The organism is Hyphomonas sp. TMED31, from assembly GCF_002172815.1.
GTDB lineage: Bacteria > Pseudomonadota > Alphaproteobacteria > Caulobacterales > Hyphomonadaceae > Hyphomonas > Hyphomonas atlantica.
The window spans coordinates 1-25,520 of record NZ_NHCK01000019.1 but is presented as its reverse complement, the minus strand read 5'-3'; the positions used below and the strand labels follow the sequence as shown (position 1 = coordinate 25,520).

Here is a 25,520-nt window from a genome sequence, read left to right as displayed (position 1 = left end):
ATGAGCACCGTCACCAACACGACTTCTACCCAATCTGCCCAGCAGACAACGAACAGCTCAGCCGCCACTCAGCAATTTGGCGAAGAGTTCACAAACTTCATCAAACTGCTCACGGCACANGTGCAGAATCAGGACCCGCTGTCTCCCATGGATTCGACCCAGTTCGTCGATCAGTTGGCCACCTTCTCGTCTCTCGAACAGCAAGTTCAAACGAACTCCAGCCTGGGCAGCATCTCATCATTGATCGGCGACTTGCACACGATGTTTGCAAGTGAATGGCTGGGAGAAACAGTCACGATCGAGTCATCTTGGGTGCCTTACTCAGGCACTGAAATTAGGTATCTGACAAATGCGCCTGAAAGTGCCGACAGTGCATATCTGACTGTCCGAAATTCCGATGGTGAACTGATATGGTCCGAACAACTCGACACTGAAGACAGCGTGCATACTTGGAATGGACAAACAAATACTGGCGAATCGATCACTGAAGATGAGCTGTTCGAGTTCTCCATAGATTACTACAGCGGCAGCGAGTACATCAGCCTTGGTGCGCCTCAGCTGATCACGACAATCACTGAAGTTGGAAGCGAGAATGGGACGCTCCGGTTCGGAACCTCTTCCCACCTATCGGCCGATCTATACAGTGTGACGAAGTACCGGGACGAAGGCTAACGACCTCTCGAACCTTTAAAGATCCTGCCGAGCCATATCCAGTATCAGTACGTTTCGTATTCCCTCCGGAACCTCATTCTGTAGGTTCGTGAGAATCATGGCTCGAAGCGTTTCATAATTGTCGACGTCAGTAATCGAATTGAGCGTGCGACCACCACTGCTCAACTTGACCAGTGTCGTCATGATGTTGTCCCGCAAGACCGGCTCTTTCGAGAACAGTTCCTGAGAGATCGACGTATCGACTTCGAGATTGAGGTTCAGGATTACGAGACTCTGCACACGATCATTTTCGATCATTGGCACGACAAACTCACGCGAAAACTTGTAATAAGTGACTTCCGAACCGTCGGATTTCCCGTGCTTGTCTGCTTTGCCGTGAGCCTTCTTTTCCTTCTTCGGCTCCGCATGCTTATCGTCTTTATGGGCAGCCGCAGCCGGCTTTGCATCTGAACCTGATGTCAGGAAATGCGCCGTTCCCCCACCCGCAACAATGGCCAGCAACGCAACGATGGACGGAACTATCTGTTTCATGGCGTCTTCCTAGAACGGGATAACCCGGTCGAGCACTTTCTGCCCTACCCTTTGTTGCGGAACGGATGTTGCGTCACCTGTATTCAGATAGGAAATCTGGGCTTCCGCGATTTTCTCGTAGGACACCGTATTTGTCCGTGTAATGTCCTGTGCGCGAATTACACCGCTGACGGTCAGCATNCTCAACTCATTGCTGACCCGGGTTTGCTGGTAGCCCTGAATGACCAGGTTTCCATTAGGCTCCATTGCAACAACGCGTGCCGCCAATGTGAAAGCAATACTCTCGGCCCGGTTCATCGCCCCGCTGCCATCGAGAGATGAACCACGGCTATAGTCTACACCAGGAGACAGGGAAGCCCCGCCGGGCAGCACACCATTTGCCCACTCTGGCAGGCCGAACAGGGCATCGACATTCATATCCGCACTGCTATTCCGATTTCTCGATAGCGAACTTTGGAGACTTGCCCGGTCATCCATTTCTACAACAACNGTCANAAGATCGCCGACAGCCTTTGCCCGACGCATGCTCAGCAAGGCATTTGGAGACGTCGTCCAGAGNGATGCATCATCCGTACCTACCGGTTCAGCGACGGGCTGATGCACCATCGNCACAACCGTGGGTGTCGTCATGTCGAACTCCGCGTCTGCGGAAGGGATCGAAGCACAGGCGGTAACGCTGAGGGCCGCCGCAGTCAGAGTGAATGTCATCTTCATTGNACAAGTACCCATCCGTCTGATTGCACGATTCCGCTTACGATCTTCTTCGAGTTGAGGTTCAGAATGGAAACGCTGTCTCCTTCTGTCGCCTCGCTCATGGCTCGTCCCGTGGTAGTGATCTCCAGCGCACCGCTGACGAACTTTACCGTCACGACCTGATTACGCCGCACCAATCGCGCGGGCTGGGTATCGTCCAGGCTGAGCTCTTGTCCGACATAGACAGTACGCCGAACTTCGCGGCCAATAAGTGGATTATCCGATGACACCATACTGCCGGTTTCAGTAGAGATGTTCGCAGCAGTGACGGTGTCCCCTGCCCGTATCACTTCAGTCGCGACAGAAGCTGACGCCCCAATCATGTGCGCAGCAAGCCCGAGGCCCAATGCTATTGCTGGTATCATTCTGTTACCTCAACCTTGTTGTCGCCGCGAGCATTTCGTCGGCGGCTGTGATCACTTTGGAGTTCAGCTCATATCCGCGCTGAGCCTCGATGAGCTCAGAAATTTCCTGAACCACATCTACACCAGATTCCTCCAGGTAGCCTTGTCGAATCAGGCCCATACCCTCCGTACCCGCGACCAATTGGTTTGGTGGACCCGATGCCTCTGTCTGTCGAAACATGTTGTCACCCATCGCCTCAAGACCTTTTTCGTTGATGAAACGAACCAACGAAATATTGCCTATAGGCTGACCATCAGACTCACCATCAAAGTATGCGACCACTTCCCCATCGCGACTGATGGATATGCTGCGCGCCTCTTCCGGAATGACAATTCCATCTGCGAGCGGGAATCCATCCATCGTTACGATCTCCCCGTCCGGACTGCGGTTCAGCTTACCATCGCGTGTATAGGCGGACTCGCCAGACGGCAGCGTAACCTCAAAGAATCCTGTACCGTCGATCGCAAGGTCCAGCTCTGAGCTGGTTTCCCGAAGGCCNCCTTGNGTNATNTCCATTGACACTGAGGATGGCTTCACGCCTGTGCCGAGCTGAATACCTGCGGGCACGACCGTTCCCACTTGGGATGTGATTGTCCCCGGGGTCAAATGCTGTTGATACATGAGATCCGAAAATTCAGCCGTACGCGGTCGATAAGCAGCCGTGCTCATATTGGCAATGTTGTTGGAGATCACCTCCACTCGCAATTGCTGAGCGGCCATCCCTGTCGCGGCGATTTGCAATGATTTCATCTCATTCCCCTCAATTTGCGAAAGCTCTAGAGCTGNCGCATTGTCTTGATCAGTTGATTGATCCGCTCGTCTTCTTTTTCGATCAGGCTTTGCCCCGCCTCGTAAGCGCGCTGGACTTCAATCAGTCTCGAAATCTCGAGAATCGAAGACACATTGGATTGTTCCAATGCACCTTGAATTACATTTGGCTCTTCGACCTGCTCATAGCCCTCAGCGGCCACAAACATGGTACCGCCCTCTTGAGCGATCTGTCCGTTCGCAGTTACCACACCGATCTGACCCAAAATTTCCTGGCCTGACGAAATAGTTCCGTCTGGCGCAACGGAGATGCGTGTAACCTCTTCGGGAATAGCAATGGCTCCGCCGCCAGCGCCCATGACCTGATTACCAAAAGCATCGACGAGATTTCCGTCCGCGGAAAGTTGGAACGCCCCTGCACGCGTAAGCCGCTCACCTGCTGGAGTTTCCAGGACAAAGAACCCCTCGCCATGAATCGCTAGATCGAACTGTCCGCCGGTATGCTTCATCGCTCCTTGTGACAGATCGTGCGAATGGCCCGACAAGCTACCCATGGAGACGCTGTCGCCTTCTCCATTTACCGCAGCAATATGCTCGGCAAAGATGGCGTGATTTGATTTGTAACCAGTTGTGCTGGAGTTTGCGACATTGTTCGCGATAACCTGCATTTCTCGAAGCAGACCGTCTTGGCGCGTCAAGGTGGCATAAATTGCATTGGACACTAGAGAGCACCTCCAATTGTCGAATCAAGGAGCTGACTGATCAGCTGAAGATTCTCCGGAATTTCGTTCAGATGGATCTTTCGTGAACCCGTGGCTGAACCTCGCGCCCGCAGAGCAAGCACAGCTTGAGCGCGTGCTATGTACTGTTCGTCCGCGATCTGTTCAGCAGCGACATAGAAGTTCTCTGGCAGAACCCAGTCGCCATACACCGCATCGCATTCGATGAGATCCACAAGAGTCGCTGCGTCGAGAGAAACTTTGGAAACCAGAGTCTGAAGCCACATCGTATCCCGCGCCATGATTGCGCTCATCGCGGCTAGTCGGGTCACGTCAGTATTATTCGGGTCTGTTCCGGAAAGATTCCGAAGTGCTGTCACGTCAAACATCCGGAATGCCATTTCCGCGCGTTTCGAGGCCAGATCATCATCCTGTTTGATATCGTTGGCGAACTCATTCACCACATTCACCAGACCGAGATCCGCAGCGACGACAGTGGCGGACTTCAGCACTTCTGCTGCCTCTTCGCTCTCTCCCAACAGATCACGATTCAGGAACGTCGCACTCATTGCGGCAACCTTGAAAAAATGGTCGTCCTTTGAAAAGTCCGCGTCCAGCCTTCTCACCAATTGCGCGCTGAGAAGTTGTCTCGTCTCCGGTTCCTGAAGCGTCGGCAGGGACGCCAGTCGTGAGATCGTTTCGTAATCCGTGATTTCAGCAGGACGATCCAGCATAGCCCGCAAATTCGTACGGATGTTCTGGCCATCCGGCATGCGCTGCACATTCTCGACAATGTTGCCGACCACTTCATTCTGGACTTCGGTTTCGATGGGAAATCCATGCTTCAACAAAGCAGCCGCCGCAACCGACCTCAGATCAGAGTTTCTCAGGAATGGTCGTAAGCCCTCATCCGCAACCAGTCCGCCCTTGTACATGTCAAGAATGGCCTGGTTCAGCGACAAGCGCGGCGAGCGCGCAATCTGTTCCGCAGTGAAATCCGCCATCATTTTCTCGGCCAGCAAGGGCTCCCCCATCTGGTCCAGAGCGGGCACAGCCATCGCAGCGAAGCGTATCTTAAGATACCAAGGTAGTTTTCTGTAGAGAGTCAGACTGGCATTCAGCTGTGAGACCCCGTCCGGATCGAGCATCGTGACCTTCGCCAAAGATTGCCAGATTGCCGCCGAAGGGCTGCACTCCGCGGCCTGATTGAGTGCGTCGATCCGAGTGACCCGCCCCTCTTCCAGAAAATAAGAGAAGTCTCGGAGCAGTTCAGCATTCTGTCCTTCAAGATCAGCGAGTTGAAGCCGGGCTTCAGCAAACAACCCAATCGTGATGTAGGCCATCGCCATCTCGATTGGGCGTATAGACTCCTGATCCGAAAGCTTCTGCGCTCGCCAATGCAAGAAGTCCTCATAGCTGCTCAGGCTTATGTACGGCGCGAAATCCAGNTCAGTTTCAGCAGTACATCCTGTCGACATGGGAACGGGGCGGCTGGGCTCTGCGCTATCCAGGCGCCCCCGGAACACCGGCGTCGCCTGCGGGTTGGAGCCGGCCGGCGCGAGCAATCCTTCATCAATCGCGTCGTCAACGAACTGGCGAAAATACTCTGACAGTTGATCTGCTTCCGCCACAGGCACGCCAGTTTCACCTGAAATCTCCCCAAGTGCGGGCATGCTCATCACGACGGATAAGCCGACAACAAGAGGGAGACGAGAACGGGTCACGCGGCTTGTTTCAACCCCCGGATCGCTTCTTCGACTTCATTGAAAGAAGGGCGCACACGGGTGGGTGCATGGCGTCGCGCCACCTCAACACAAATGTTCACCGGATTTTTGTGAAGGTTTGACACCAGAACTTCGCCGATCATCGAATAGAAATTGTGCTCNTCAAGCCGGATATGTTTCACCCGGGTCGCGAAAGGGCCAACAATTCCATAGGCGAGAAACACGCCAAGGAACGTACCAACAAGCGCGCCGCCGATCATGCCGCCAAGAACTTCAGGGGGTTTGTCAATCGATGCCATTGTCTTGATCACACCCAGAACAGCCGCAACAATGCCGAGTGCAGGCAGTGCATCCGCCATGTTCTGCAATGCGTGGGATCCGTGAAGTTTTTCCTCAATCAGGCTTTCAAGCTGCTTTTCGAGAAGCTCCTCAACCTGATGAACGTTGTCGAAATTCATGATCATTGAGCGAATGGTATCGCAGATCATTTCAATCGCCCGCTTGTCCTTCAGGATTTTCGGGTAACGCGCAAAGATATCTGAATCTTGAGGAGCTTCGATATGAGCTTCGATGTCGACCGGGTTCTTTTTGAGAACATTCAATAGCTCGTGCATCAGGCAGAGGAGATCCTGATAGTCGGATTTTTTCCATTTTGGGCCTGAGAACGCAGCGACAATATCGCCNCCTGCNTGTTTGATCGTAGTCAAATCATTNCCGGCGAGGAATGCGCCCGTNGCGGCGCCACCAATCATCATCATCTCGAAGGGGAGAGAATGCATGATAATATCGAGGTGCCCCCCAGCCAGCATGTAGCCGCCGAAGACCATCACGACTGTGACGACAAGTCCTGCTATTGCGTTCACTTACTAACTCCTTGCATTCCTCCGCCATCNGCGGGGACAAACTCAAATTTCGGCAATTTCTCGAANGACATCCTCNGGCACGGGTGCCTTCAGCTTCAAGGCTCTCTGCCCTTTCCAGGCGCCAAGTTCCCCTTGGCTGATCGGCAGTGATCCGCTCACCGTACCGGCGCTCAGATCAAGTTTGTCCATCTTCGCGCCCGGCAGTGAGATGACTTGCCCGACCTTTATCTCGGCGCACTCACCAATGGTCATGCGCATGGAATCCAGCACTGCATCCAGCACGACTGTCGTATGCCGAACGCGCTCCCGCAGAACACCTCGTCCCGTATCATCCTGCGACTTGGGCCTGGCCGCATTCTCTTGAAAGGCCTTGGCAAGCGACTTGATTGCGGACAACCGAACTATGACTCCAATTTCCGGAGCGGCAGTTTCGCCTTCAATAAGCCAACTGTCCTCGCCGTCTCCATCTCCCAATTTGTAGGTCAGGTTGATGTAAGTTGTATCGGCGTCGAATGGCTCTGCTGCACGGGCAATATCGATCAATTGCGCCGGAGCATTGGCATCACTATCGCTGGAGATAGAACAGGCCATTCTTTTCCAAAGGGCGCGCGCAGCGCTCTCCGCCATCAGACGAAGAAACAATTCAGGGGCATTGTTCAGGCTAGACGCGCCCTGTCGCAAACGCTGAGCAGAATATCTCTGGGCACCCGCGAAGTTGATTGTCACCGCAGCAACAGGTCCAACATTATGCTCAGGGCTTACATAAGTGAACACGTCATGGGCCGCGCTCGGCAGATCGGCCCCTGCGAAAACCTTGCGAGAAATAAGGTCCGGCGTGGAAACCTGACCGTAAACTTCTTGTGTCCATTGACCAATGGAAGACGCCAAGGCGAGCCAAAGGGGTTCGCATTGGCGAATCGTTGGAGGGAGTCCTCCCCCTGCCCCGATCTTCTTTCGCAGCACAGACGACACAACAAGCCTACATATTTACCCAGTTCCGTCTGGTAGGAATTAAGTAATTTGGTTGCTGAATGGTTACTACGACCGTCTGAAACCCTGCGCCCAGATTAGCCATGAGTTGATTCAAGCCTGTTAGGAGTAGTGTTCCAAAGCACCGGGGCAGGACTGATTATGGTCGATAAAGCATCGACAGACGCGCAACCAATCATCATCAAGCGCAAGAAAGTGGTTCAGGGCGACGGCCATCATGGCGGCGCCTGGAAAGTTGCTTATGCTGACTTCGTGACTGCGATGATGGCGTTCTTCCTGCTCATGTGGTTGCTCAATGCAACCACGGAGGAACAACGCAAGGGCATCGCCGACTATTTCAACCCGACCATTCCGGTGAGCCGGATTTCTGGCGGTGGGTCTGATGGCCTGAATGGCTCTTCAATGTTTACCGAGGACACCTACGCCAAAATGGGAACGGGCGGCACGCGCGATGTAACGATTGACACGCCAAAGAAGGAAGCCAGCGCCACTGCGGCAGATGCTAGTGCCGAGGAAGTCGCCGAAAACCTTCAAAATCTGCGGGCCGAATTGAATGAGGATGCCAAACAGCTTTCTGAGCACCTCATGATAAAAATGTCTCCCGAAGGGATGGTTCTCGAAATCATCGATTCCGACAGTTCACCCCTGTTTATGGTTGGCAGTAGCAATCCGACCCCTCTCCTCCAGGATTTGCTGACATCGATATCAGGATCTCTCGATGCATTTCGAAACGACATCAAGATTGTCGGGCATACTGATAGCCTCCAATATCGACTGGATGCCAATTACGACAACTGGAACTTGTCGACTGATCGCGCCAACATGATCCGTAAGCTCCTGCTGGAAAAGGGCATGAGGCCTTCTCGCCTCAAGGAAGTTTCCGGTCGCGCTGACACAGACCCACTGGCTCCAGACGATCCGTCTGCATCCCAGAACCGTCGAATCTCAATCGTGATCCTGACAAATCAGCCGAACAAAGATGAACTCAGATTGTAGGGTTGTTAAGAACTAAGGTTATCGGCTTATTAAGGAATGCGCTCCACTGATAGAAATACATCTGTCGTAGGAGTCGACCATGAGCATTTCTTCATCCCTGAATGCGGGCGTGATGGGGCTGAACTCGAATTCGAGTCGTCTTTCCGCCATTTCCGATAACATCGCCAACTCATCCACCTACGGCTACAAGCGTAGCCAGGTCGATTTTTCGAGCATGGTGCTGCAACAACAATCATCGGCATACGCTGCTGGCGGTGTTCGCGTAACTGCCTTCAAGGATATCGCAGCGACGGGGTCCCTGATTTCAACCGGAAACGCGACTGACCTTGCGGTTTCCGGCCGAGGCCTCGTTCCGGTAACTGATAATACAGGCGTGAACTCTCTGTCGTCCGAACGCAGCCTGATGCTGCTCCCTACCGGATCTTTCTATGCTGACGAAAGCGGAAATCTTCGCACTCAAAGCGGCCTGTTCCTGCTTGGATGGCCAGCCAACTCCGATGGCGAGATCGGTAATGTAAGCCGGAACAGCGGTACTGACCTGGAGCCGGTCAACATCGCCGCGTCCCAATACACCGCCTCACCGACGTCCCGTATCGAACTGGGCATTAATTTGCCCGCTGACGCCACCACAGCTGGCGGCACGGGAGAAGCCTACACACTACCTATCGAGTACTTCGATAATCTGGGCCGTGCACAGACGCTTTCCATTGAATTCACCCCGTCGGTTCCTGCTACCGGATCCAGCAATGACTGGACTGTCCAAATTTTTGACAGCGCCAATGGTAATCCGCTGACGTCCATCGGCGACTTGGCAATCAGCTTTGCTGATAGTGCTGCCAATGGCGGTCGTATCGACACAGGCGGTGTAACTGCTTCCAATGGCGCGACATATGACGACGCGACCGGCACAGTGACCTTGAGCCTGCCACACGGAAACGTCGAAGTTTTCATCGGGCGTCCAAATGACAGCGCCGGCATCACCCAGCTTTCTGCCAACTTCTCTCCGACTTCGGTTAGCAAGGATGGCGCGCCCATCGGTGACCTTCAATCCGTCGAGATAGACGAGAATGGTTATCTGCAAGCCATTTACAACACCGGCTTCCGCCGCACTCTCTATCAGATCCCAGTCGGTGACGTTCCGAACATGAACGGTCTCAAGGCGCTGGATGGCCAGGCGTTCCGCGTATCCGCAGAAAGTGGAAACCTCTACTTGTGGGATGCAGGTACGGGACCGGTTGGCAGCATCGAAGGCTATGCACTGATGGAGTCCACTACGGACATTGCAGCGGAATTGACTGACCTGATCGAAACTCAACGCGCCTACTCTTCAAGCGCCAAGATCGTTCAAACCGTCGACGAGATGCTTCAGGAAACGACCAATCTGAAGCGCTAAGCCCGCCTTAGCTGAAATGCGAGCCCTGCCGTGAGTATATCCCACGCCATCAATGCGGCCCAAACCGGCCTGAAGGTCTCAGGCCTGCGGGCCGACGTTGTCGCTACCAATGTCGCAAACGCATCAACGCCGGGCTATGTCCGGCGTTCGATCATATTAAGCGAAACATTGGTCGGTGGACGCACAAGCGGGGTCAGCTCTACCGGTGTCGTCCGCGCGACAGATTCAGGCCTCACGTCTGAGCGTATGACATTGTCGAGCAACGTCGCACAATCCAGTCTGATGGCCAGCACTTGGCAAGTACTCTCATCGCGAATTGGAGACGATGCGGAAGGCACTGGCTTGTTCAGCAAGCTATCAAATTTTGAGTCCGCCTTATCTGCTGCGGTCGTGTCACCAGAATCTGGAACGCAGCTGTCAGCGTTGCTCGACGCTGCAAACTCGGTCGTGAACGAGCTGAATNGCCTTTCTCAACTNGTTACCCAGCAACGCACAGAAGCGGATCGTGAAATTGCCGATGGTGTGAACGTCGTGAATGCCGCCCTGAAGCAAGTTGAAGAACTCAATGGCTTATTGGCCGGTATGGATCGCACGACGGCNCAAGCTGCAGCATTGATGGACGACCGCCAGCGCGCACTCGACACGATTTCGGAATACCTTCCTATTGAAGCAGTGCCTCGCGACGGCGGCACAATAGATGTCGTCACGAGTGAAGGTGTCTACNTGGTCGCCGGCACCGCAAAGCANCTTGAATTCACTCCTGGAAACGCGTTCGGACCAAACATGACNGTCGACAACGGTGCTTTGTCCAANCTGATGGTCGGCGATTTGGANCTTACCCCTGGGGCTTCAAGCTACGCGGCNGTATCNAGTGGTATGTTTGGCGCTCTGTTCACTCTTCGTGATGCCGACCTTCCTGCATTCGGTGCCCAGCTTGATACGATTGCGAACGATTTGGTTAGTCGCCTGTCCAACGACGCGATCGATCCGACGAAAGTTGCTGGTGAATTTGGACTGTTTGTAGACACTGGCACTCCCGGCGATCCGGGATTGGCAGGGCGTATCGACATCAACGCTCAGATCGACCCCACTCAGGGTGGTAGCATCTGGCGGCTTCGCGATGGGATCGGGGCAGCGAGCGAAGGTCCTCCTGGCAACAATTCCATCCTGTCCGCGATGTCGGACGCCTTCACGGCTATCCAGTCGATGAACGCCAATGGCATTCAGGGCAGCTTCTCAGCCACTGACCTCGTTGCACATGTCGCCTCCATGACAGGGCAGACGCGCATTTCACATGAAACCGCCCTCTCTGCTGCATCGACCCAGCACGATTTGATGATGGAGGCGGAACTATCCGAGACAGGTGTCGATATCGACAGCCAGATGCAAGATCTTCTGGCGATTGAACAGGCTTACGCAGCCAATGCCCGCGTAATCGAGATCGCCAACCAGATGCTGCAAAGATTGATGGAGATCTAGCATGGATCGTTTTGCCATATCTTCGGGTCTCATGACCTCCACGCTGAGCCAGCACATCTCAGAACTCAGATCACAGATCGGAAAGACGTCCACTGAGGCAACGACAGGACGATATGAAGATTTGACGCTGCATCTCTCCGGTCGAATCGGCAAGGCTATGCTGAGCCAGAAAGCACTAACCGACCTNACATCCGAGAAGGAGGTTCTGGACCTGCGAAGCGCCAGGCTCTCGCTCGTCCAGTCCAGCCTCACAACCGTACAAGAAAGTTCCACGGGTATTGCGGCCAGCATGCTCAGTGCAGTTGTTGGGAGCCATGAAACGGAAATCGCAACTGCCTCCCGAGACGCAAAAGCTGCTCTTTCAACGACAATGTCGGCGCTGAACGCGCGTTATGGCGAGAGATTCCTGTTTGCTGGGGATGCAACATCTTCCATCCCGTTTGCTGGCTCAGATCAACTGCTAGCTGACATCGAAGCGATCGCTCAAATGGCNACTGATGCCAACGACTTNGAAACCCAGCTCGATGACTATTTCAGTTCTCCGACCGGCGGCTGGCAGCAGAACATCTATCAAGGCAATACCACGACTTCTGATCCCGACGGGGTGAATGCGGACCATGAAGCTATTCGCTCGCAGATCCGCAATTTGGCTATTCTGTCTCTCTCAGGTCCGGATGGAAGCATCGCAAACCTCGATGGGTACTCCGGCCTAATCGAATCGACATCGCTCAAACTCTCCGCGAGTGAAACAGCGATCACGAATCTTCGTGCGGATCTTGGTGTATTCGAACAGAGAATTGCAGATGANCTTGAAAGCCTTGCTGCAGAAGAAACGATCCTGACGGCCTCCTTCAACAATCTGACTGCCCGCGATCAGTATGAAGCGGCNAGTGAACTNCAGTCTCTGGAGACCACGCTCGAAGCCTCGTACATGATAACCGCACGGCTGTCGCAACTCTCACTCCTGAACTATCTAGGCTAATCACGATGTTTTGGAAAACGCTCGCTCTCTCCTGTCTCGTTGCATTGACCNCAGCAACAAATNTCACAGCACAAACGCGCATACGNGACGTCGTGGATGTCGAAGGCGTTCGCCAAAACGATCTCATCGGATACGGTATCGTCGTTGGTCTGAATGGCACTGGGGACTCGGTCCGAAATTCTCCATTTACCGAAGATTCCCTCACCTACATGCTTGAGCGCCTTGGCGTGAATGTGCAGGGCGAGGACATCAAGCCGAATAATGCCGCAGCTGTTCTTGTCACAGCCACCCTTCCCTCGTTCGCACGGAGTGGATCGACGATCGACATTTCCGTGTCATCAATTGGAGACGCAAAAAGCCTGGAAGGCGGCACCTTGATCCTCACCCCGCTCAAAGGCGCGGACAACGAAGTCTACGCTGTCGCCCAAGGGAGCATCATCGTTTCTGGTATTGATGTTCAAGCTCAGGCGGCGCGGGAAACGCGTGGCACGCCGACGGCTGGTGCGATCCCGAATGGTGCCCGTGTTGAACGCGAGATCGGCTATGATTTCAATCAACGAGACAGCCTGACCCTGGCCCTCCGCGATCCCGACTTCACAACGGCTGCGCGCGTGGAAGATGTGATCAACACCGCATACGGCACTCAAGTTGCTTACACTCGCGATCCCGGCACTGTTGATCTTGACCTTCGCGGTCTTCAGGGCTCACCCTCCCGCATTCTGGCAGACATCGAAAACCTTCCAGTCAGCGTTTCCGTTCCCGCCCGTATCGTGATCGANGAAAAGTCTGGAACGATTGTGCTCGGAGAAGACGTCACGATCTCAAAAGTCGCGATTGCTCAGGGCAACATCTCGATCAAGGTCGTCGAAAGCCCTGTCGTGTCGCAGCCAAACCCATTTGCAAGAGGGGAGTCGATTGCGCTGCCGCGGTCACAAATCACGATCGGTCAGACTGGCAGCAAAAACATCGCCATGNTGGAGCCAAATGTCTCGCTTTCCGANCTGATCGCCGGNCTCAATGCACTCGGCGTGACACCCCAGGAAATTGCAGACATCATCCGGACGATGAAGACAGCCGGCGCACTACACGCCGACCTGATCATTCGCTGAATCNGANCAANTCGCTCTCGCTTGAGCGTAAGCCGAGACANCGATACGCGGCCTAGTCCTCTTCNGGNTTGCCGATCTTGATCGTGCCATCCCGCTTGAGCGACATCAGCGANAGAAGAAACTCTCGCTGGACCTTTTCGACCTTTTCAGGCGACATTTCCGGGACATCTTCAAGCTGCAGGCGGTATTGNTCTGCCAATCGCGATGAAATGTTGCTCAGAAGATANTCTGTGACNTCTCCACCGCTCGTCCGAAGACTCGCGAGCAACCGCGTCATCGACTCGTCACCCAGTTCACGGAAGACAACAGAGACAACCTCTCTTGGNAGAATCTCCGGCAAGCTGTCGATCGTGAACATGACCCGTTCAATACTTTTGAGTTTGCTCTCATGCGTGCTGCTCAGGAATGCCAAAATCCGGTCGCGGCGATCACTTGGCACGAGGCTGAGCATTTCACCGATCACGTCCAGATGACTGTCGTCTCCCTCGCTCGCGCCCTCGGCTTTGTTGAGCAATTCTATTTCCAGCATGTGCGCGAGCACGGTGTAAATTTCGGCGTCTGGCGCNTCATCTTCCACGAGATGACCAACAACCGGGTCGAGNTGGTTCTCCTCGAGAAACCCGACGATTTCGGACGCGGCGGCTACGTCGATCCGGCGCAGAATGAGCGCAATGATATTCGGCGTGAGACTGCTGAAATAATCGGCCACTTTCTGTGGATCGTGGCGCTCCAGCTTTTGCCAGGTATCTGTGGCAACTTCCTCTGCACCAGATTCGACAGATTCCTCTGATCCGTAGATCTGCTGATAGCGGTTCTGGTCCAGCAAGTTCGCAATGATCTCACGCGCCTTGTCCTGCCCGCCCGAGAAGGAGCCACTTGCTGCGCGCAGCTCTCTCAGAAAGTCGACAGCAATCTCGATCAAATCTTCGCGTGCGAGTGTGGAGATTGTTTCCAGCGCCGTTGCGACTTGCGCCATGGTGCGGTCATCCAACCGTTCGACAATCGGCCGCGCCTCAGCCTCACCAAGCATTGCGATCACGACCGCAGCCTTCTGAGCGCGAGTAAGCTTGAGCGCCGAGGCCGGCAGCGGAGGGGTCGCGCGTGCAACCGCTTGTGGCGTGGAACCCTGTTTCATTTCAACAACCGAACTCATCCGGCATACCCTCGCAGAAGTGCTTCTGTGATCTTCAACCAGCCATCCGCCAGAACAATGAACCCAACCTTAAAGGGAAGCGAAACAACGGTCGGAGGCACCATCATCATACCAACCGCCATCAGAACAGACGACACGACCAGATCGATGATCAGGAAGGGCAAGAANATAACGAACCCGATCTGAAACGCATGTTTGATCTCTGACAACATGAAGCTCGTCGACAAGAGCGCAAAGGAAGGTTCTTCGCCCTCTTCCAGCGGACGATTCACAGCATCGGCCAGCACCGGAATGGTCTCAGGGTCTACGCGGGCCGTCATGAATGCGCGAAACGGCTCTGTTGCGGCGGTCCAGGCCTGCCCTTCGTCAATGGCACCATCCATGTAAGGTGAGATGCCGTTGTTCCACGCCTCCATGAAGGTCGGCTCCATAACGAAGAATGTGAGAAACATTGCGAGCGCCATGATCAACATGTTGGGCGGCGCCTGTTGAACGCCAATCGCCTGCCTCAGGAATGAGAAGACGATGATCATGAATGGCAGACAGGTCGCCATCATGGCGATACCGGGCGCCAGACTCAGAACTGTAACCAGGACAAGGAGCAGGATGACTGACCCGCTCAGCCCCCCTTCCCCACCATTGGTTAGAAGCCCCTCAGGCACCTGTATCTGCGATGGGTCTATTTCTTGCGCAAAAGCGGCCCCTGAGACCGCGTAAAGAAACAAGAATACAATGACCCCGCCAAGAAAGCGCGGAACGAAATCAGGTCCCTTTATCATCGGGATCCTCCGCGATCTCCGTGATCTTCACTCCGATCCCGCCTTCTTCAGTCTCGATGAGTTCGCCACGTGCGATCAGTTTGTTGTCAACCGAAAGCGACACCGGGTCTTCTATCTTCGCGGAAAGCGCGATGACGGAATCGGGTTTGAGGTCTAGAATTTCTGCCACCGTCAGGCGCTTCTGACCGATGGACACGATCACGTTCACTGGGACGTTGTAGATTGATCGATAGGCCTTACCACCAGGAAGGACGTCTTCCTGCTGTTCAATCGCAATTTCATCCGAAGGCGTCATTTCGGGAATAGCCATCTCTAAAAGTCCTTTTGAGGCGTTTTGTAGGATTGCAGGCGTTCGAGGCAGGCGGCCAGAAGCTCATCAAACTCTAATGACAGTCCTCCAGTCTCCCAAGAGACCTGAACGTCATGGAGCTCCGCATCCTCTGAGACCTGGACAATGCATGAGTTGGACAATCGGGGGTTGCTCTCGATGATCTCAGTGAGCTGCTCCGCGAGTGGCGCTGGCGCAGATAACACCGCATGGTTTGGCGTGTCAGGAAGCAGGTTTGGAATCTGGCGCACGATCTCTTCGGCGAGGAATGCTTTGGATAGTTCCGGAAACAATCGCTCAATGATCGCCGACACCCAATCTGCTGTTTGAGCCACGACCCGTTTGTTCGCCTGTTCAATTTCCTGCGCCAGACGGTTCAGCAACACTTCTACATTTGGATCTATCTGAGCCGCTGGCTCCGGCGTATCTTCAAGTTCGTCCACCTGAACAAGTTCTGGCTCCGCGACAACTGGATCAGGCGCTTCCGCAAGCACAGCTGGAAGGTCTCCACTGTCGAACCGCGGAAGATTCGCGAAAAGGGACTCACTCATTGACGAGCGCCTTTCGGTCTTCGTTCAGCCATTCTTCCAACAGACTGGCTGTCTCATCCTGACGCTCTCGTGTATAGCTCTTGAGATAGTCCAGCGCGTCGACGGATTCAGTCGTCAGCACACCCGATCCATCGACCGCCGGGTCCGCCGTCGTATCNAGGACTGAAGCCGACCTTTGGGACAGGAGAGGACGCACCACACCGAATCCAAGCACGATAACCACAATTCCGAGCAGTATGGCCTGAAGTCCNGACCAGAAATAGCGCTCGGTCAAAGTCTCGACGAGACTCGGCGCGGGTGTGAGTTCCTCAACTTCGATTTCCTGAAACGGCATCAACTCTACCGTCAGGGAATCTCCGCGATCTGCGCTTAGGCCNGCTCCCGACAAGATCAGTTGTTCGAAATCAGACACCAGACTGCGCATGAGCGGCGCAGAGTCCTCCGCATTCGCATCAAAGCCGAGGACCTGTTCGTTCAAAAGAACAGCCACAGAGATGCGCTCGATCTCGCCGGGCAGTGTTTCAGTTTCCCGGCGGGTCTCATTCACATCGTATACGACACTCTCGGTCGAGTTCTTGAGAGTGCTTGAGCCTCCAGCCTGCCCACCTGCGCCCTGCGGCAGATTACTGGCAACGGTAACNCCAGCCGATCCGCCTCCGCTCGCTTCNCTGACATCATTCGTAGTCCGATTCCGGATCACNCGTGAGCTTGGATCATAGACAATTTCGGACACGCGCTGGCGCTGGCGATTGACATCGACAGATACCGAGACTCGCGCATTACCAGGCCCGACGCGCGCCTCAAGAAGGCGAAGAATCTTTTGTTCGAGACGGGTAGACTGGGATTCTGCAACAATCGCCGGTTCTTCCATCCGGTCTACATTGGGGCCCGCAAGAAGGCCTCGCTTGGGATCAATGATGGCAACATCTGCGGGGTCCAGACCAGACACAGCCAGCGCCACAAGGTATTGGATGGCTTCAGCCTGGCTGGCGCTGACCTTGCTGTTAGAGACAAGCGTTACAGATGCTGTTTGCGGCGGCCCAGAACGTGAGAAACCTGAGCGCAAACTGGCGCCGATGTGTACCCGCGCGGATGAAACGCCGGGAATGGCAAGAATGGTTCGCGTGAGCTCACCTTCCTTGGCCCGCCAATAGGCGGCGTTATACATTTCCGATGTGATCGAAAACCCATTCACATCGTCTAACAATTCGTATCCCTGCACCGATTGTTGTGGCAGGCCATCCTTTGCAAGCGAGAAGCGAACAGAGTCGCGTTCCGACTGCGGAATNAAGATCGCCTCACCCCGAAGCTCATAATCNACGCCGCGCTTTTCGAGCTCTGCAATCACTTCGCCCGTGTGCATCGGATCAAGGCCGGAATACAATAATGCCTTCGGCTGTTGGACTGCACCCTGCACCATCATTGTCATGGCGATGACAACGCCAGCCACCGAACCGGCAAGCGCCAGTTTCTGCGCGACCGATAGCGCCTTGAGTGTTTCCAGCAATTTCATGGATGCGTACTTCCCGTTTACGACATCGACTCTCGATTTGGTTAATATTTTCCGTGAAATTGTTAACGCTTCCTTTACCCGACCCTTAATATGCGTGAACCAGCGGCAAATAGTTTGATCGGGGGCGTTGGTGGCTTCGAATCCGGAAAAGGAACCTGGCGACGCCCCGAAGAGCGGCGGCGGACTCGTACCTCTTATTGTGCTCGCAGTCGTCTGCGCGCTTGGCGCATTTGGCACGGTCTTCATTTTGTCGGGCGGCGACGAGCCTACTGTGCTCGCCTGCGCTGATCACGAGNAAGGCAGCCCCGCACACGCGCCGTTGGCGATGGACGATTATGTATATGTCGACCTGCAGGAAATTCTCGTGACAATCGGCAACGAACCAGCGACCCGCTATGTCAAAATCAACATGTCTGTGATTTCCGATAGTGAACACATGGGNGCCGTCAAAAAGGCCGAACCGATGCTGGTCGACGCCTTTGTTGGTTATTTGCGCGCCCTGACGCTGTCGGACTTTGAATCCGCTGACTTTTATCCCCGAATGCGCGAACAGCTCGCGGTGAGATCTGAAGTTGTCCTTGGCCCGGAGGCGTCGCACGGCGTCCTCATCACTGAATTCCTGCTGAGGTAAGCCGATGCCCTTCGAGATCTCCGACATCGCCCTGTTTCTGGTTTCCTTNGCNGCATGCCTTTACTGCGCGCTGCTCAGCCGTCGGCTGAAAGCGCTTCAGAACACCAAGAACGGCCTTGGCGCCACGATCCGGGCAATGTCGGATTCTGTCGCCGCTGTCTCATCTGCGCGGCACGAAACGCAAGCTCAGGCCGGTGACCTGGCCAACCGGCTCGCCGCGACAATGAAAGAGGCTCAGGAAACTGCGGAAAAGCTGAAAGAGCTAAAGACGGCGATGGAAGTGAAAGATCGCGAACTGTCACGTCGCATCCAAGCGGCCGATGCCGACATTCGCAGCACATTGCGAGAAACACTTGAAGCGTCATCTGGCAAGATCACTGAAATCACACGGCTGACGAAACGGCTCGAAGCTATCGCTGATCGCACGTCGGCACGCTTCGACAGCGCAGACTACCTTTTCGATGAAGAACAAATGAGCAAGTCCAAACGGGTTTACGAGGGTTGAAGGAATGAACAGCAAAGGCCGCACTCACGTCCTTCTCACCATTGGCGTCCTGTTCACGATTGCAGGTGGCACACGCTGGCTGCCGCAGGCTTTCGCGACGACGGACCGCGCCTCGACCGTGAACGACCCGCTCAAGGCGCTCCCGCAGGCCATGACTGTTGATGAATCTGATCGCGTCCAGAATGTCTGCCTGACGGGCGANCTTGCCGCCGCGATGGAGCAGGATCAGAAGGACATAGAGCAACGCATCTCCGATTTGAGACAAGACGAGATTGAACTGCGTAATCGCAAGCTCGAACTTGCCCAGCAGGCCGAGGATCTCAAGCAGATTCAGGAGCAGCTGGACACCCGTTGGCAGAAAATGTCTGATACCGCCAATCAGGACTTGCACCATCTGGCCCAGATGTATGCAGCCATGAAACCTGATCAGGCTGCCGGTATCTTCGATCAGATGGANGCTGGCTTTGCGGCTGGCTTTCTGCGCCTCATACCAAGCGATCAGGCGGGTCTGATCCTGGCCAATATGGATAATGAAAAGGCCTACATCGTCAGCGTNAANATCGCTGCGAAGAATAGCGATCTACGATCGGATTCGATCGCCCCCTAGCACCTTGGTTTGGGAGGCGAACCAGAGCGNNAACTCACTAACCGGCCTGCTGGTGGGCCGTCGCACGGCCCAAAGCCCCGTCAATCGCTTCGCGAACACGCCAGATATCGAACGGCTTCGAGATCAGACCATCCGCCTGCGCGGCCTCTTCTGGTGAGACACGCTCTGGATGCGCAGTGATGTAAACCGTCGGAATGCGCCAGCCCACCAAAGAGCAGATCTTCTGGACGGCGTCTTTGCCGCTTTCGCTATGATGCAGCTGAATATCTGAGAGGATCAATTCAAACTGTTTTGAGCGCGCAAGCTCTACAGCTTCGTCCAGCGTGTGAGCGATGCCAGCCACGTGGTGTCCGGACTGCTCAACCAATACCCCCAACAACTCTGCCATGTGCGGCTCATCTTCGATGATCAGCACGCCTGTGCACCGCGCGGCGGAAACTATGGGCCGAACACGGTTGAGAACATACTCGACGGTTCCGAGGCTTATCCCGGTAATTCGCGCGACCTGGCACGGTTCAAACCGGCCAATCGCCGTAAGCAACAGGCATCTTCGCTCATAAAGGGTCAGCCCCCGCAACGTTTCCAATGCCGCTCCGCCATCGCTCATCGCCTGCAGGTGGTTCAGCAATCTCGCATCGACCGATTGGAACAAATCCTCTCGGCTTACTTCCTGGCACTCGGACGTCTCGTCATCGTAAACGAGGTCCTTCAACACATGACCGACGATTTCGTCCCCAGCGACTGTGTCCTCAATGAGCAAGTGCGCATACGAGCGTAGCGATGGGAGCGCCTCGGATACAGCTTTGAAAATCAAGAACGGTCCCCTCTTCTTGATATCGGGCCAAGGTTTGCTCGCGAGCACTCAGTGCTTGCTTGGCAATTATTTCCGTTAGGAACAATACGCCTCTCGGCAGCTTGCTTCTACTTGAAAGCGCAGCAAAACTGTCAATTATCCCTCTTTTTGGCGCATTATATTGCCGAATCTGCCACGCTATCTGGATGTTAACTCTATCAAACAACAATCGATTTCATTCATATTGGTCGCAACGGACGGTTGGCGAGTCGCGAAGGTATTTCAGACCGGAAATGGTTTGAGCACTTGCTTCGAAAGCACGCGAATCTGAAACTATCCAACAAGANCATACACNCTACCTGACTTGGGACACTTTGCTTATGTTTCGTCTATGCCAGTCTGGCCGCTCATTTCGTGAGGGGACATTCGGTCAGGCGCAGTCGCCGAGACCACTGAAATGATGGAACAGCCTCATTCCAGAAACCTGGTCCTGAAGAACGTGACAGGTNCCGGCGCGATTNGATCGCTGACCGTTAGAGCGCTCGCTGTTAGTATNCTCGCATATGTGATCGCAGTCGCTGCAATCGAATTCACAAGAGGCGCAGGTCAGATCGCCACAATCTGGCCGATCAATGCCATCTTGATCGCCCTTCTACTGAAAAGCCATCGCTCCAACTGGCTGTCGCTCCTTGTCGCCACCGGCATGGGCCTGTTCGCCGCGAACTTGACTTCAGGCAATGACATTCCGCGATCCGCCATTCTCACTCTCGCGAATCTCGCTGAGATCTGCTGCGTCCTTTACGTTTTTGAGCGCGTGCCTTCCGTTCGCTTCTTCAGTCTGCCGGGAATTTCAGTTCTTGTGGCAGGGTCGACCATCGGATGCGCGATTTCTGCTGGATTGGCTGCCATTGGTCTACTGGTAACAGGCGAGGCATTCGTCCTGCGCGAGGCATTGAATTGGTTTTCTGCGGACTTCCTTGGCATTTTGCTATTCGCGCCAATCACCTGGTCTCTTCTGGAGCGCTCTTCGAAGTACGGCACCAATGCGCCAGACTTTCAGTACGTTGCAAAGCTCGGTTTGCTTTGCGCGACGACTTTCTTCGTATTCGCGCAAAGCGCCTATCCATTCCTGTTCCTGGTGCCGCCCGCGCTGGTATTCCTGGCCTTCAGCCGCGGAGTGAAAGCCGCAGCAGTTGGCCTTCTCATGATCACGGCCATCGCGCTGCCCTTTACACTTGCCGGGTCCGGGCCGCTCGCGCTGATGACAGGGGACACGATTGCGCAAATTCTCGCGCTCCAATTGTTCCTGGCGACCAATTCCGTTTTGGGGTTGGCAATCGGCGCAGCAGCATCGGATCGGCGGCGGTTGATGCGACAAATCCGGAAATCCCGGGCTCGACTAAGAGACAAGTCGCGGGAACAACAGGAAATGCTGGCCAAAGCCCATCTCGCAGAACGCATGGCCGGCGTTGGGCACTGGACGTTGAATCCCGTCACTCAGGAAGTCGTCTGGTCTCCGGAAGTGTACGCTATTCACGGCGTTACGCCGGAAGAGTTCAATCCGATGTATGGCGACGCCATTCTATTTTACGCGAAAGAAGATCGTGATCGGATTCGCGACCTCGTCCAACATGCAATTACGGATGCCCAAGGCTGGGAATTCGAAGCCACACTCATCCGAAAGTCCGATGGTCAGAAGCGGCGTGTGCGGTCTATCGGTGAAATACTGACCGACAGGGAAGGGAACGTTGAGCGCATCTTCGGTGTATTCAAGGACATCACAGATGAGCAACGGGTGATCGAAGCGCTTGCAAGCAGTGAGGCAAATTATCGGACCATTGCTGACAACTCTACCGACATCATTGTTCGCTTCGGTCTGGATGGCATCATTACCTATGCGTCGCCATCATGCGAAATTCTCGGCGTGACTTCTGAAACCGCTATCGGACTGTCAACCATCGACTTCACTATCCCGGAAGACAAGGATTTCGCGTCCTCAGTTACGAGGGACTTATTCGAGAACAACTCGGTTGATCCGCTCGTGCTCAGGGAATTCCGTGTTCGAGACAAGGACGGAAACATCATCTGGCTTGAGGGCAATCCGAAGATAATTCGCAGCTCCGATGGGAAGCCAGTAGAAATTATCTCGACCTTCCGCGACATTACGGACCGCAAGGAGCGAGAAACAGCACTCGCCGAAGCCAGGGCCGAGGCTGAAGCCGCCGAGAAGGCAAAGGCAGAATTCCTGTCGAATATGAGCCACGAGATACGAACGCCTCTGAACGGCATACTGGGATTCACACAACTGCTCAGCCAGACAGATCTGAATGCTGAGCAAAAACTGTTCGCTCAACGCGCGTTGTCGGCAGGGGGGATGCTCCGTGATATCGTCAACGATATATTGGACTATTCGAAGATTGAAGCCGGGCGGGTCGTTCTCGAAGATCGCCCAGTCGATGTTGCAAACACGATACAGGAAACCATCGAGATTGTTCTCGCGGGGCGGGAAGGAAAAACCGTTCCCATAACGACTTCGGCCGGTACGATTGCCCTGTATACTGATGAGGTTCGACTCAAGCAGATTTTGACCAACCTACTGAGCAATGCTGCGAAATTTACAGAATCGGGAAGCATCCACATCAGCGCCCACGTGCTTGANGATGCNCTGAATCTGACTGTCACCGATACGGNGCCGGGTATACCTGCAGAAAANCTTGAAAGCGTTTTCGAAGGCTTCCGCCAAGCGGACAACAGTATAACGCGCGTCTATGGTGGCACTGGACTCGGCTTGTCGATCAGCCGGTCGTTGGCACGCCTGATGGGCGGTGAACTCACTCTGGATAGCACGGTGGGCGAAGGAACCTCCGCGACATTGATCCTGCCATACAGACCAGCGTCCCAAGACGAAGTATCGGGACGCGCCACACGGGCGTCACCCGGTCAGACAAAACAGATGCGGATCATGGCCGTCGACGACGTGCCGATGAACCTCGAACTGGTGAAACTGGGTCTGAAAAAATTTGGTCACACCGTGGAAGTCTTCCAGTCCGCCCAAGAAGCAATTGAGGATCTGCGCGCCGGGGGCAATTATGACGTCATTCTCATGGATGTTCAGATGCCGGAACTGGATGGTATGACAGCAACCCGCATGATCCGCGAATTGGACGAACCGGCCAGAAACATACCCATCATTGCCCTGACCGCGAATGTGATGCCCGAGCAGATATCCAATTGCCTGGCGGCGGGCATGAACGCTCACGTCGCTAAGCCAATCGACATCACCGAACTGAATAGCCGGATCGCGGAACTTTGTGATGCGACAGCGCNCGCATCGGCGCCAGAACCCGAGACAGACCCCATAGGTGCGCTCACGGACCGATACCGAGAGTATCTCTCAACTGTCCCGGATGAAGTTTCGAAGATCTTCGACATTGAAAATTCAGAGGATGTGCTACGCGAAATCCGCCAACTGGCCCATTCGATTGCCGGCAGCGCNGGAAGCTTCGGATTCAAGGAAGTCTCNGACGCGGCCTTCTCGCTGGANTCCGTTGCTTCAAAGCTGGCNGAAGACGGGAAACCCACGCAAGAACTGGCGGCAGGGCTGAAAAGCTTTCTGCAAGCCACAGAACGGGCTGCCTCGTGATTACAATCCTGATGTAGCACAAGCGATTTGGGCCGACGCTAACCATACGCCCTCGTCAAACATCCGCGAACCTCTAAACGACAGGTTTAATTTTGCCTTGTTCAATCTCGGGTCGGGCTTGAACATAAGCAGGAAATGCAGTAANCCATTTCTGACACCGGTGTCATTCCGGTGATAAAAATACCTATCGGGAGGAAAATTCAATATGCGGGTATCCACTAGAGTCAGAGTCCTTGCGGGCGCGTCCCTGGCCAGCCTTCTGCTGTCCGGGTCGATAGCTTATGCACAGGAAACACCTGAAGAAACAGCCGTCGACGAGACGGATCGTCGGCTTGATAGCGTTGTGGTAACCGGTTTCCGGGACTCCCTCGCTGAAGCACTGGACCTCAAGAAAGAGTCGACTGGGGTCGTCGACGCAATCGTTGCAGAAGACATTGCTGCATTCCCTGACCTGAACCTTGCAGAATCCCTGCAACGTATTCCGGGCATCGCAATTGATCGTCAGGCCGGCGAGGGTCGTCGCATCACTGTGCGCGGCCTTTCCGGCGATTTCACACGCGTACGCATCAACGGCATGGATGCCNTGGCGACTGGCGGTGGCTCCGATGCGTCAGGCGGGACAAACAGAAGCCGNTCTTTTGANTTCAACACNTTNGCNTCCGAACTGTTTAGCCAGCTCGTTGTGCGCAAATCGCAATCTGCTTCGATCGAAGAAGGATCGCTCGGTGCTGTGGTGGAACTGCAGACCGCCCGTCCGCTCGATTATGATGCTGGCTGGACCTTCTCACTATCCGGGCAGGCACTCTACAATGACCTCGTGGAGGACACCTCGCCTCGCCTNGCTGGACTTGCGTCCTACAAGAGCGACAATGGCANGTTCGGCGCATTNCTGTCTGCGGCGTTCCAGGATCGCACAATCCGCGAAGAGGGCTTCTCATCAGTTCGCTTTGACGATCTCGGCACATTCCGCTCNGTCGANGGCGTTGACTGTNTCGGAGCTGACCCGCTNTCTGCNGGATGNGATGANGTGCGGAACTCCTATTATGCNCGGATNCCTCGCTACGGCCGCCTNACATATGATCAGGAACGNACAGGTCTGACGGGNGCGGTTCAATTCCGACCGACCGACAANACAACTGTGACCATNGAGGGNCTGTACTCAGAACTCGACGCTCAGCGTGATGAGGAGTTCTTGCAAGTCTTCGTTCGCTCGAACACCGATAATATCGCCGTCACGGACTACAATGTGAACAGCGATGGCGTGCTTGATTATCTGCAAGGGGACGTGCTTGCCGACGCCAGCAATGGCATCATTCCAATGCGCAGCGAACATCGCCGTGACTATTACACGACAGAGTTCAATCAGTTCACGATTGAAGTAGAGCATGACTTCTCTGATCAGCTGAGAGGGTCGTTCTTTGCAGGTCAGTCGTCATCGAATTTTGACAATCCGGTTCAGGCCACTGTGTTCTTCGATGCCGCCAATCCTGTCGAAGGCTACAGCTATGACTTCCGGAACAATCTTGAGCTTCCGGCGATTAGCTACGGCAATACTGATGTAACCGACCCGTCGGAGTTCCTGTTCACTCAATTCCGGAACCGCCCTCAAGGTTCGGAAAATGACTTTGAGACC

The 25,520-nt window shown here is 54.6% G+C and carries 22 protein-coding genes; 9 read left to right on the top strand and 13 right to left on the bottom strand.

All coding sequences use genetic code 11. The features are described from left to right. A complete protein-coding gene (locus tag CBB91_RS03250) occupies positions 1-672 on the top strand; it encodes a flagellar hook capping FlgD N-terminal domain-containing protein (RefSeq protein ID WP_273012032.1) in 672 nt (223 codons plus the stop codon). Positions 673-687: 15 nt separating this feature from the next. On the opposite strand, the gene CBB91_RS03245 is transcribed toward CBB91_RS03250, so the two are convergent. The 7 genes from CBB91_RS03245 to CBB91_RS03215 form a co-directional block, all read right to left on the bottom strand. Then, entirely contained in the window at positions 688-1,203 is a 516-nt protein-coding gene (locus CBB91_RS03245; RefSeq protein WP_035547817.1) for a flagellar basal body-associated FliL family protein, read from the bottom strand. A gap of 9 nt (positions 1,204-1,212) precedes the next feature. Further along, a complete protein-coding gene (locus tag CBB91_RS03240) occupies positions 1,213-1,911 on the bottom strand; it encodes a flagellar basal body L-ring protein FlgH (RefSeq protein ID WP_345906717.1) in 699 nt (232 codons plus the stop codon). A gap of 2 nt (positions 1,912-1,913) precedes the next feature. Continuing rightward, on the bottom strand, positions 1,914-2,321 hold the full coding sequence (gene flgA, locus CBB91_RS03235; protein WP_273012030.1) for a flagellar basal body P-ring formation chaperone FlgA: 408 nt from the start codon (positions 2,319-2,321) through the stop codon (positions 1,914-1,916). A 4-nt stretch (positions 2,322-2,325) separates the two neighbouring features. Next, positions 2,326-3,111, bottom strand: a complete 786-nt coding sequence (gene flgG / locus CBB91_RS03230; RefSeq protein ID WP_273012029.1) for a flagellar basal-body rod protein FlgG — start codon at positions 3,109-3,111, stop codon at positions 2,326-2,328. A gap of 26 nt (positions 3,112-3,137) precedes the next feature. After that, complete coding sequence (locus tag CBB91_RS03225) at positions 3,138-3,851, bottom strand: flagellar hook-basal body complex protein (protein WP_273012028.1); 714 nt, start codon at positions 3,849-3,851, stop codon at positions 3,138-3,140. Between the two features lie 1,717 nt (positions 3,852-5,568). Next, a complete protein-coding gene (gene motA, locus CBB91_RS03220; protein WP_273012027.1) occupies positions 5,569-6,435 on the bottom strand; it encodes a flagellar motor stator protein MotA in 867 nt (288 codons plus the stop codon). Positions 6,436-6,477: 42 nt separating this feature from the next. Then, a complete protein-coding gene (locus CBB91_RS03215; RefSeq protein WP_273012024.1) occupies positions 6,478-7,026 on the bottom strand; it encodes a FliM/FliN family flagellar motor switch protein in 549 nt (182 codons plus the stop codon). Positions 7,027-7,566: 540 nt separating this feature from the next. Between CBB91_RS03215 and CBB91_RS03210 the strand changes: the two genes are divergently transcribed. The 5 genes from CBB91_RS03210 (at position 7,567) to CBB91_RS03190 (ending at position 13,384) form a co-directional block, all read left to right on the top strand. After that, positions 7,567-8,421, top strand: a complete 855-nt coding sequence (locus CBB91_RS03210; RefSeq protein WP_272982527.1) for a flagellar motor protein MotB — start codon at positions 7,567-7,569, stop codon at positions 8,419-8,421. Between the two features lie 79 nt (positions 8,422-8,500). Then, positions 8,501-9,814: a flagellar hook-basal body complex protein gene (locus CBB91_RS03205; RefSeq protein WP_035547843.1), complete on the top strand. Its 1,314-nt coding sequence runs from the start codon at positions 8,501-8,503 to the stop codon at positions 9,812-9,814. A gap of 30 nt (positions 9,815-9,844) precedes the next feature. Next, positions 9,845-11,293: a flagellar hook-associated protein FlgK gene (gene flgK, locus CBB91_RS03200; protein WP_273012021.1), complete on the top strand. Its 1,449-nt coding sequence runs from the start codon at positions 9,845-9,847 to the stop codon at positions 11,291-11,293. Between the two features lies 1 nt (position 11,294). Next, a complete protein-coding gene (locus CBB91_RS03195; protein ID WP_273012019.1) occupies positions 11,295-12,275 on the top strand; it encodes a flagellin in 981 nt (326 codons plus the stop codon). 5 nt (positions 12,276-12,280) lie between these two features. After that, positions 12,281-13,384 carry a flagellar basal body P-ring protein FlgI gene (locus CBB91_RS03190; RefSeq protein WP_273012017.1) on the top strand — a complete coding sequence of 368 codons (1,104 nt, stop codon included), beginning with the start codon at positions 12,281-12,283 and terminating at the stop codon, positions 13,382-13,384. Between the two features lie 52 nt (positions 13,385-13,436). Here the strand turns inward: CBB91_RS03190 and CBB91_RS03185 are convergent, their stop codons facing one another. The 5 genes from CBB91_RS03185 to fliF form a co-directional block, all read right to left on the bottom strand. Next, positions 13,437-14,519 (bottom strand): FliG C-terminal domain-containing protein, encoded by a 1,083-nt coding sequence (locus tag CBB91_RS03185; RefSeq protein WP_273012014.1) that lies wholly within the window; start codon positions 14,517-14,519, stop codon positions 13,437-13,439. 14 nt (positions 14,520-14,533) lie between these two features. Next, entirely contained in the window at positions 14,534-15,316 is a 783-nt protein-coding gene (fliP, locus tag CBB91_RS03180; protein ID WP_273012012.1) for a flagellar type III secretion system pore protein FliP, read from the bottom strand. Then, positions 15,300-15,626 carry a FliM/FliN family flagellar motor switch protein gene (locus CBB91_RS03175; RefSeq protein ID WP_035547854.1) on the bottom strand — a complete coding sequence of 109 codons (327 nt, stop codon included), beginning with the start codon at positions 15,624-15,626 and terminating at the stop codon, positions 15,300-15,302. Before CBB91_RS03175 ends, fliP begins: the two co-directional genes overlap by 17 nt. Positions 15,627-15,628: 2 nt before the next feature. Beyond that, on the bottom strand, positions 15,629-16,195 hold the full coding sequence (locus tag CBB91_RS03170) for a hypothetical protein (RefSeq protein ID WP_273012009.1): 567 nt from the start codon (positions 16,193-16,195) through the stop codon (positions 15,629-15,631). After that, complete coding sequence (gene fliF / locus CBB91_RS03165; protein ID WP_273012006.1) at positions 16,188-17,708, bottom strand: flagellar basal-body MS-ring/collar protein FliF; 1,521 nt, start codon at positions 17,706-17,708, stop codon at positions 16,188-16,190. The genes CBB91_RS03170 and fliF overlap by 8 nt, the downstream gene beginning before the upstream one ends. 130 nt (positions 17,709-17,838) lie before the next feature. On the opposite strand from fliF, the gene CBB91_RS03160 reads away from it, so the two are divergent. Next, on the top strand, positions 17,839-18,339 hold the full coding sequence (locus CBB91_RS03160) for a flagellar basal body-associated FliL family protein (protein ID WP_273012003.1): 501 nt from the start codon (positions 17,839-17,841) through the stop codon (positions 18,337-18,339). 1,149 nt (positions 18,340-19,488) lie between these two features. On the opposite strand, the gene CBB91_RS03155 is transcribed toward CBB91_RS03160, so the two are convergent. Further along, on the bottom strand, positions 19,489-20,265 hold the full coding sequence (locus CBB91_RS03155) for a response regulator (RefSeq protein ID WP_273012001.1): 777 nt from the start codon (positions 20,263-20,265) through the stop codon (positions 19,489-19,491). Between the two features lie 436 nt (positions 20,266-20,701). Between CBB91_RS03155 and CBB91_RS03150 the strand changes: the two genes are divergently transcribed. Both CBB91_RS03150 and CBB91_RS03145 read left to right on the top strand, forming a co-directional pair. Next, on the top strand, positions 20,702-23,887 hold the full coding sequence (locus tag CBB91_RS03150; RefSeq protein WP_345906716.1) for a PAS domain S-box protein: 3,186 nt from the start codon (positions 20,702-20,704) through the stop codon (positions 23,885-23,887). A 205-nt stretch (positions 23,888-24,092) separates the two neighbouring features. Beyond that, positions 24,093-25,520 (top strand): TonB-dependent receptor (locus CBB91_RS03145; RefSeq protein WP_273011995.1); only part of this gene is annotated, 1,428 nt, incomplete at its 3' end.

What these genes read in the sequence shown, in the direction of transcription:
- CBB91_RS03210 (WP_272982527.1), top strand. Translation starts at nt 7,567, where the DNA reads ATGGTCGATAAAGCATCGACAGACGCGCAACCAATCATCATCAAGCGC.
- CBB91_RS03170 (WP_273012009.1), bottom strand. Translation starts at nt 16,195, where the DNA reads ATGAGTGAGTCCCTTTTCGCGAATCTTCCGCGGTTCGACAGTGGAGAC.
- CBB91_RS03245 (WP_035547817.1), bottom strand. Translation starts at nt 1,203, where the DNA reads ATGAAACAGATAGTTCCGTCCATCGTTGCGTTGCTGGCCATTGTTGCG.
- CBB91_RS03205 (WP_035547843.1), top strand. Translation starts at nt 8,501, where the DNA reads ATGAGCATTTCTTCATCCCTGAATGCGGGCGTGATGGGGCTGAACTCG.
- CBB91_RS03175 (WP_035547854.1), bottom strand. Translation starts at nt 15,626, where the DNA reads ATGGCTATTCCCGAAATGACGCCTTCGGATGAAATTGCGATTGAACAG.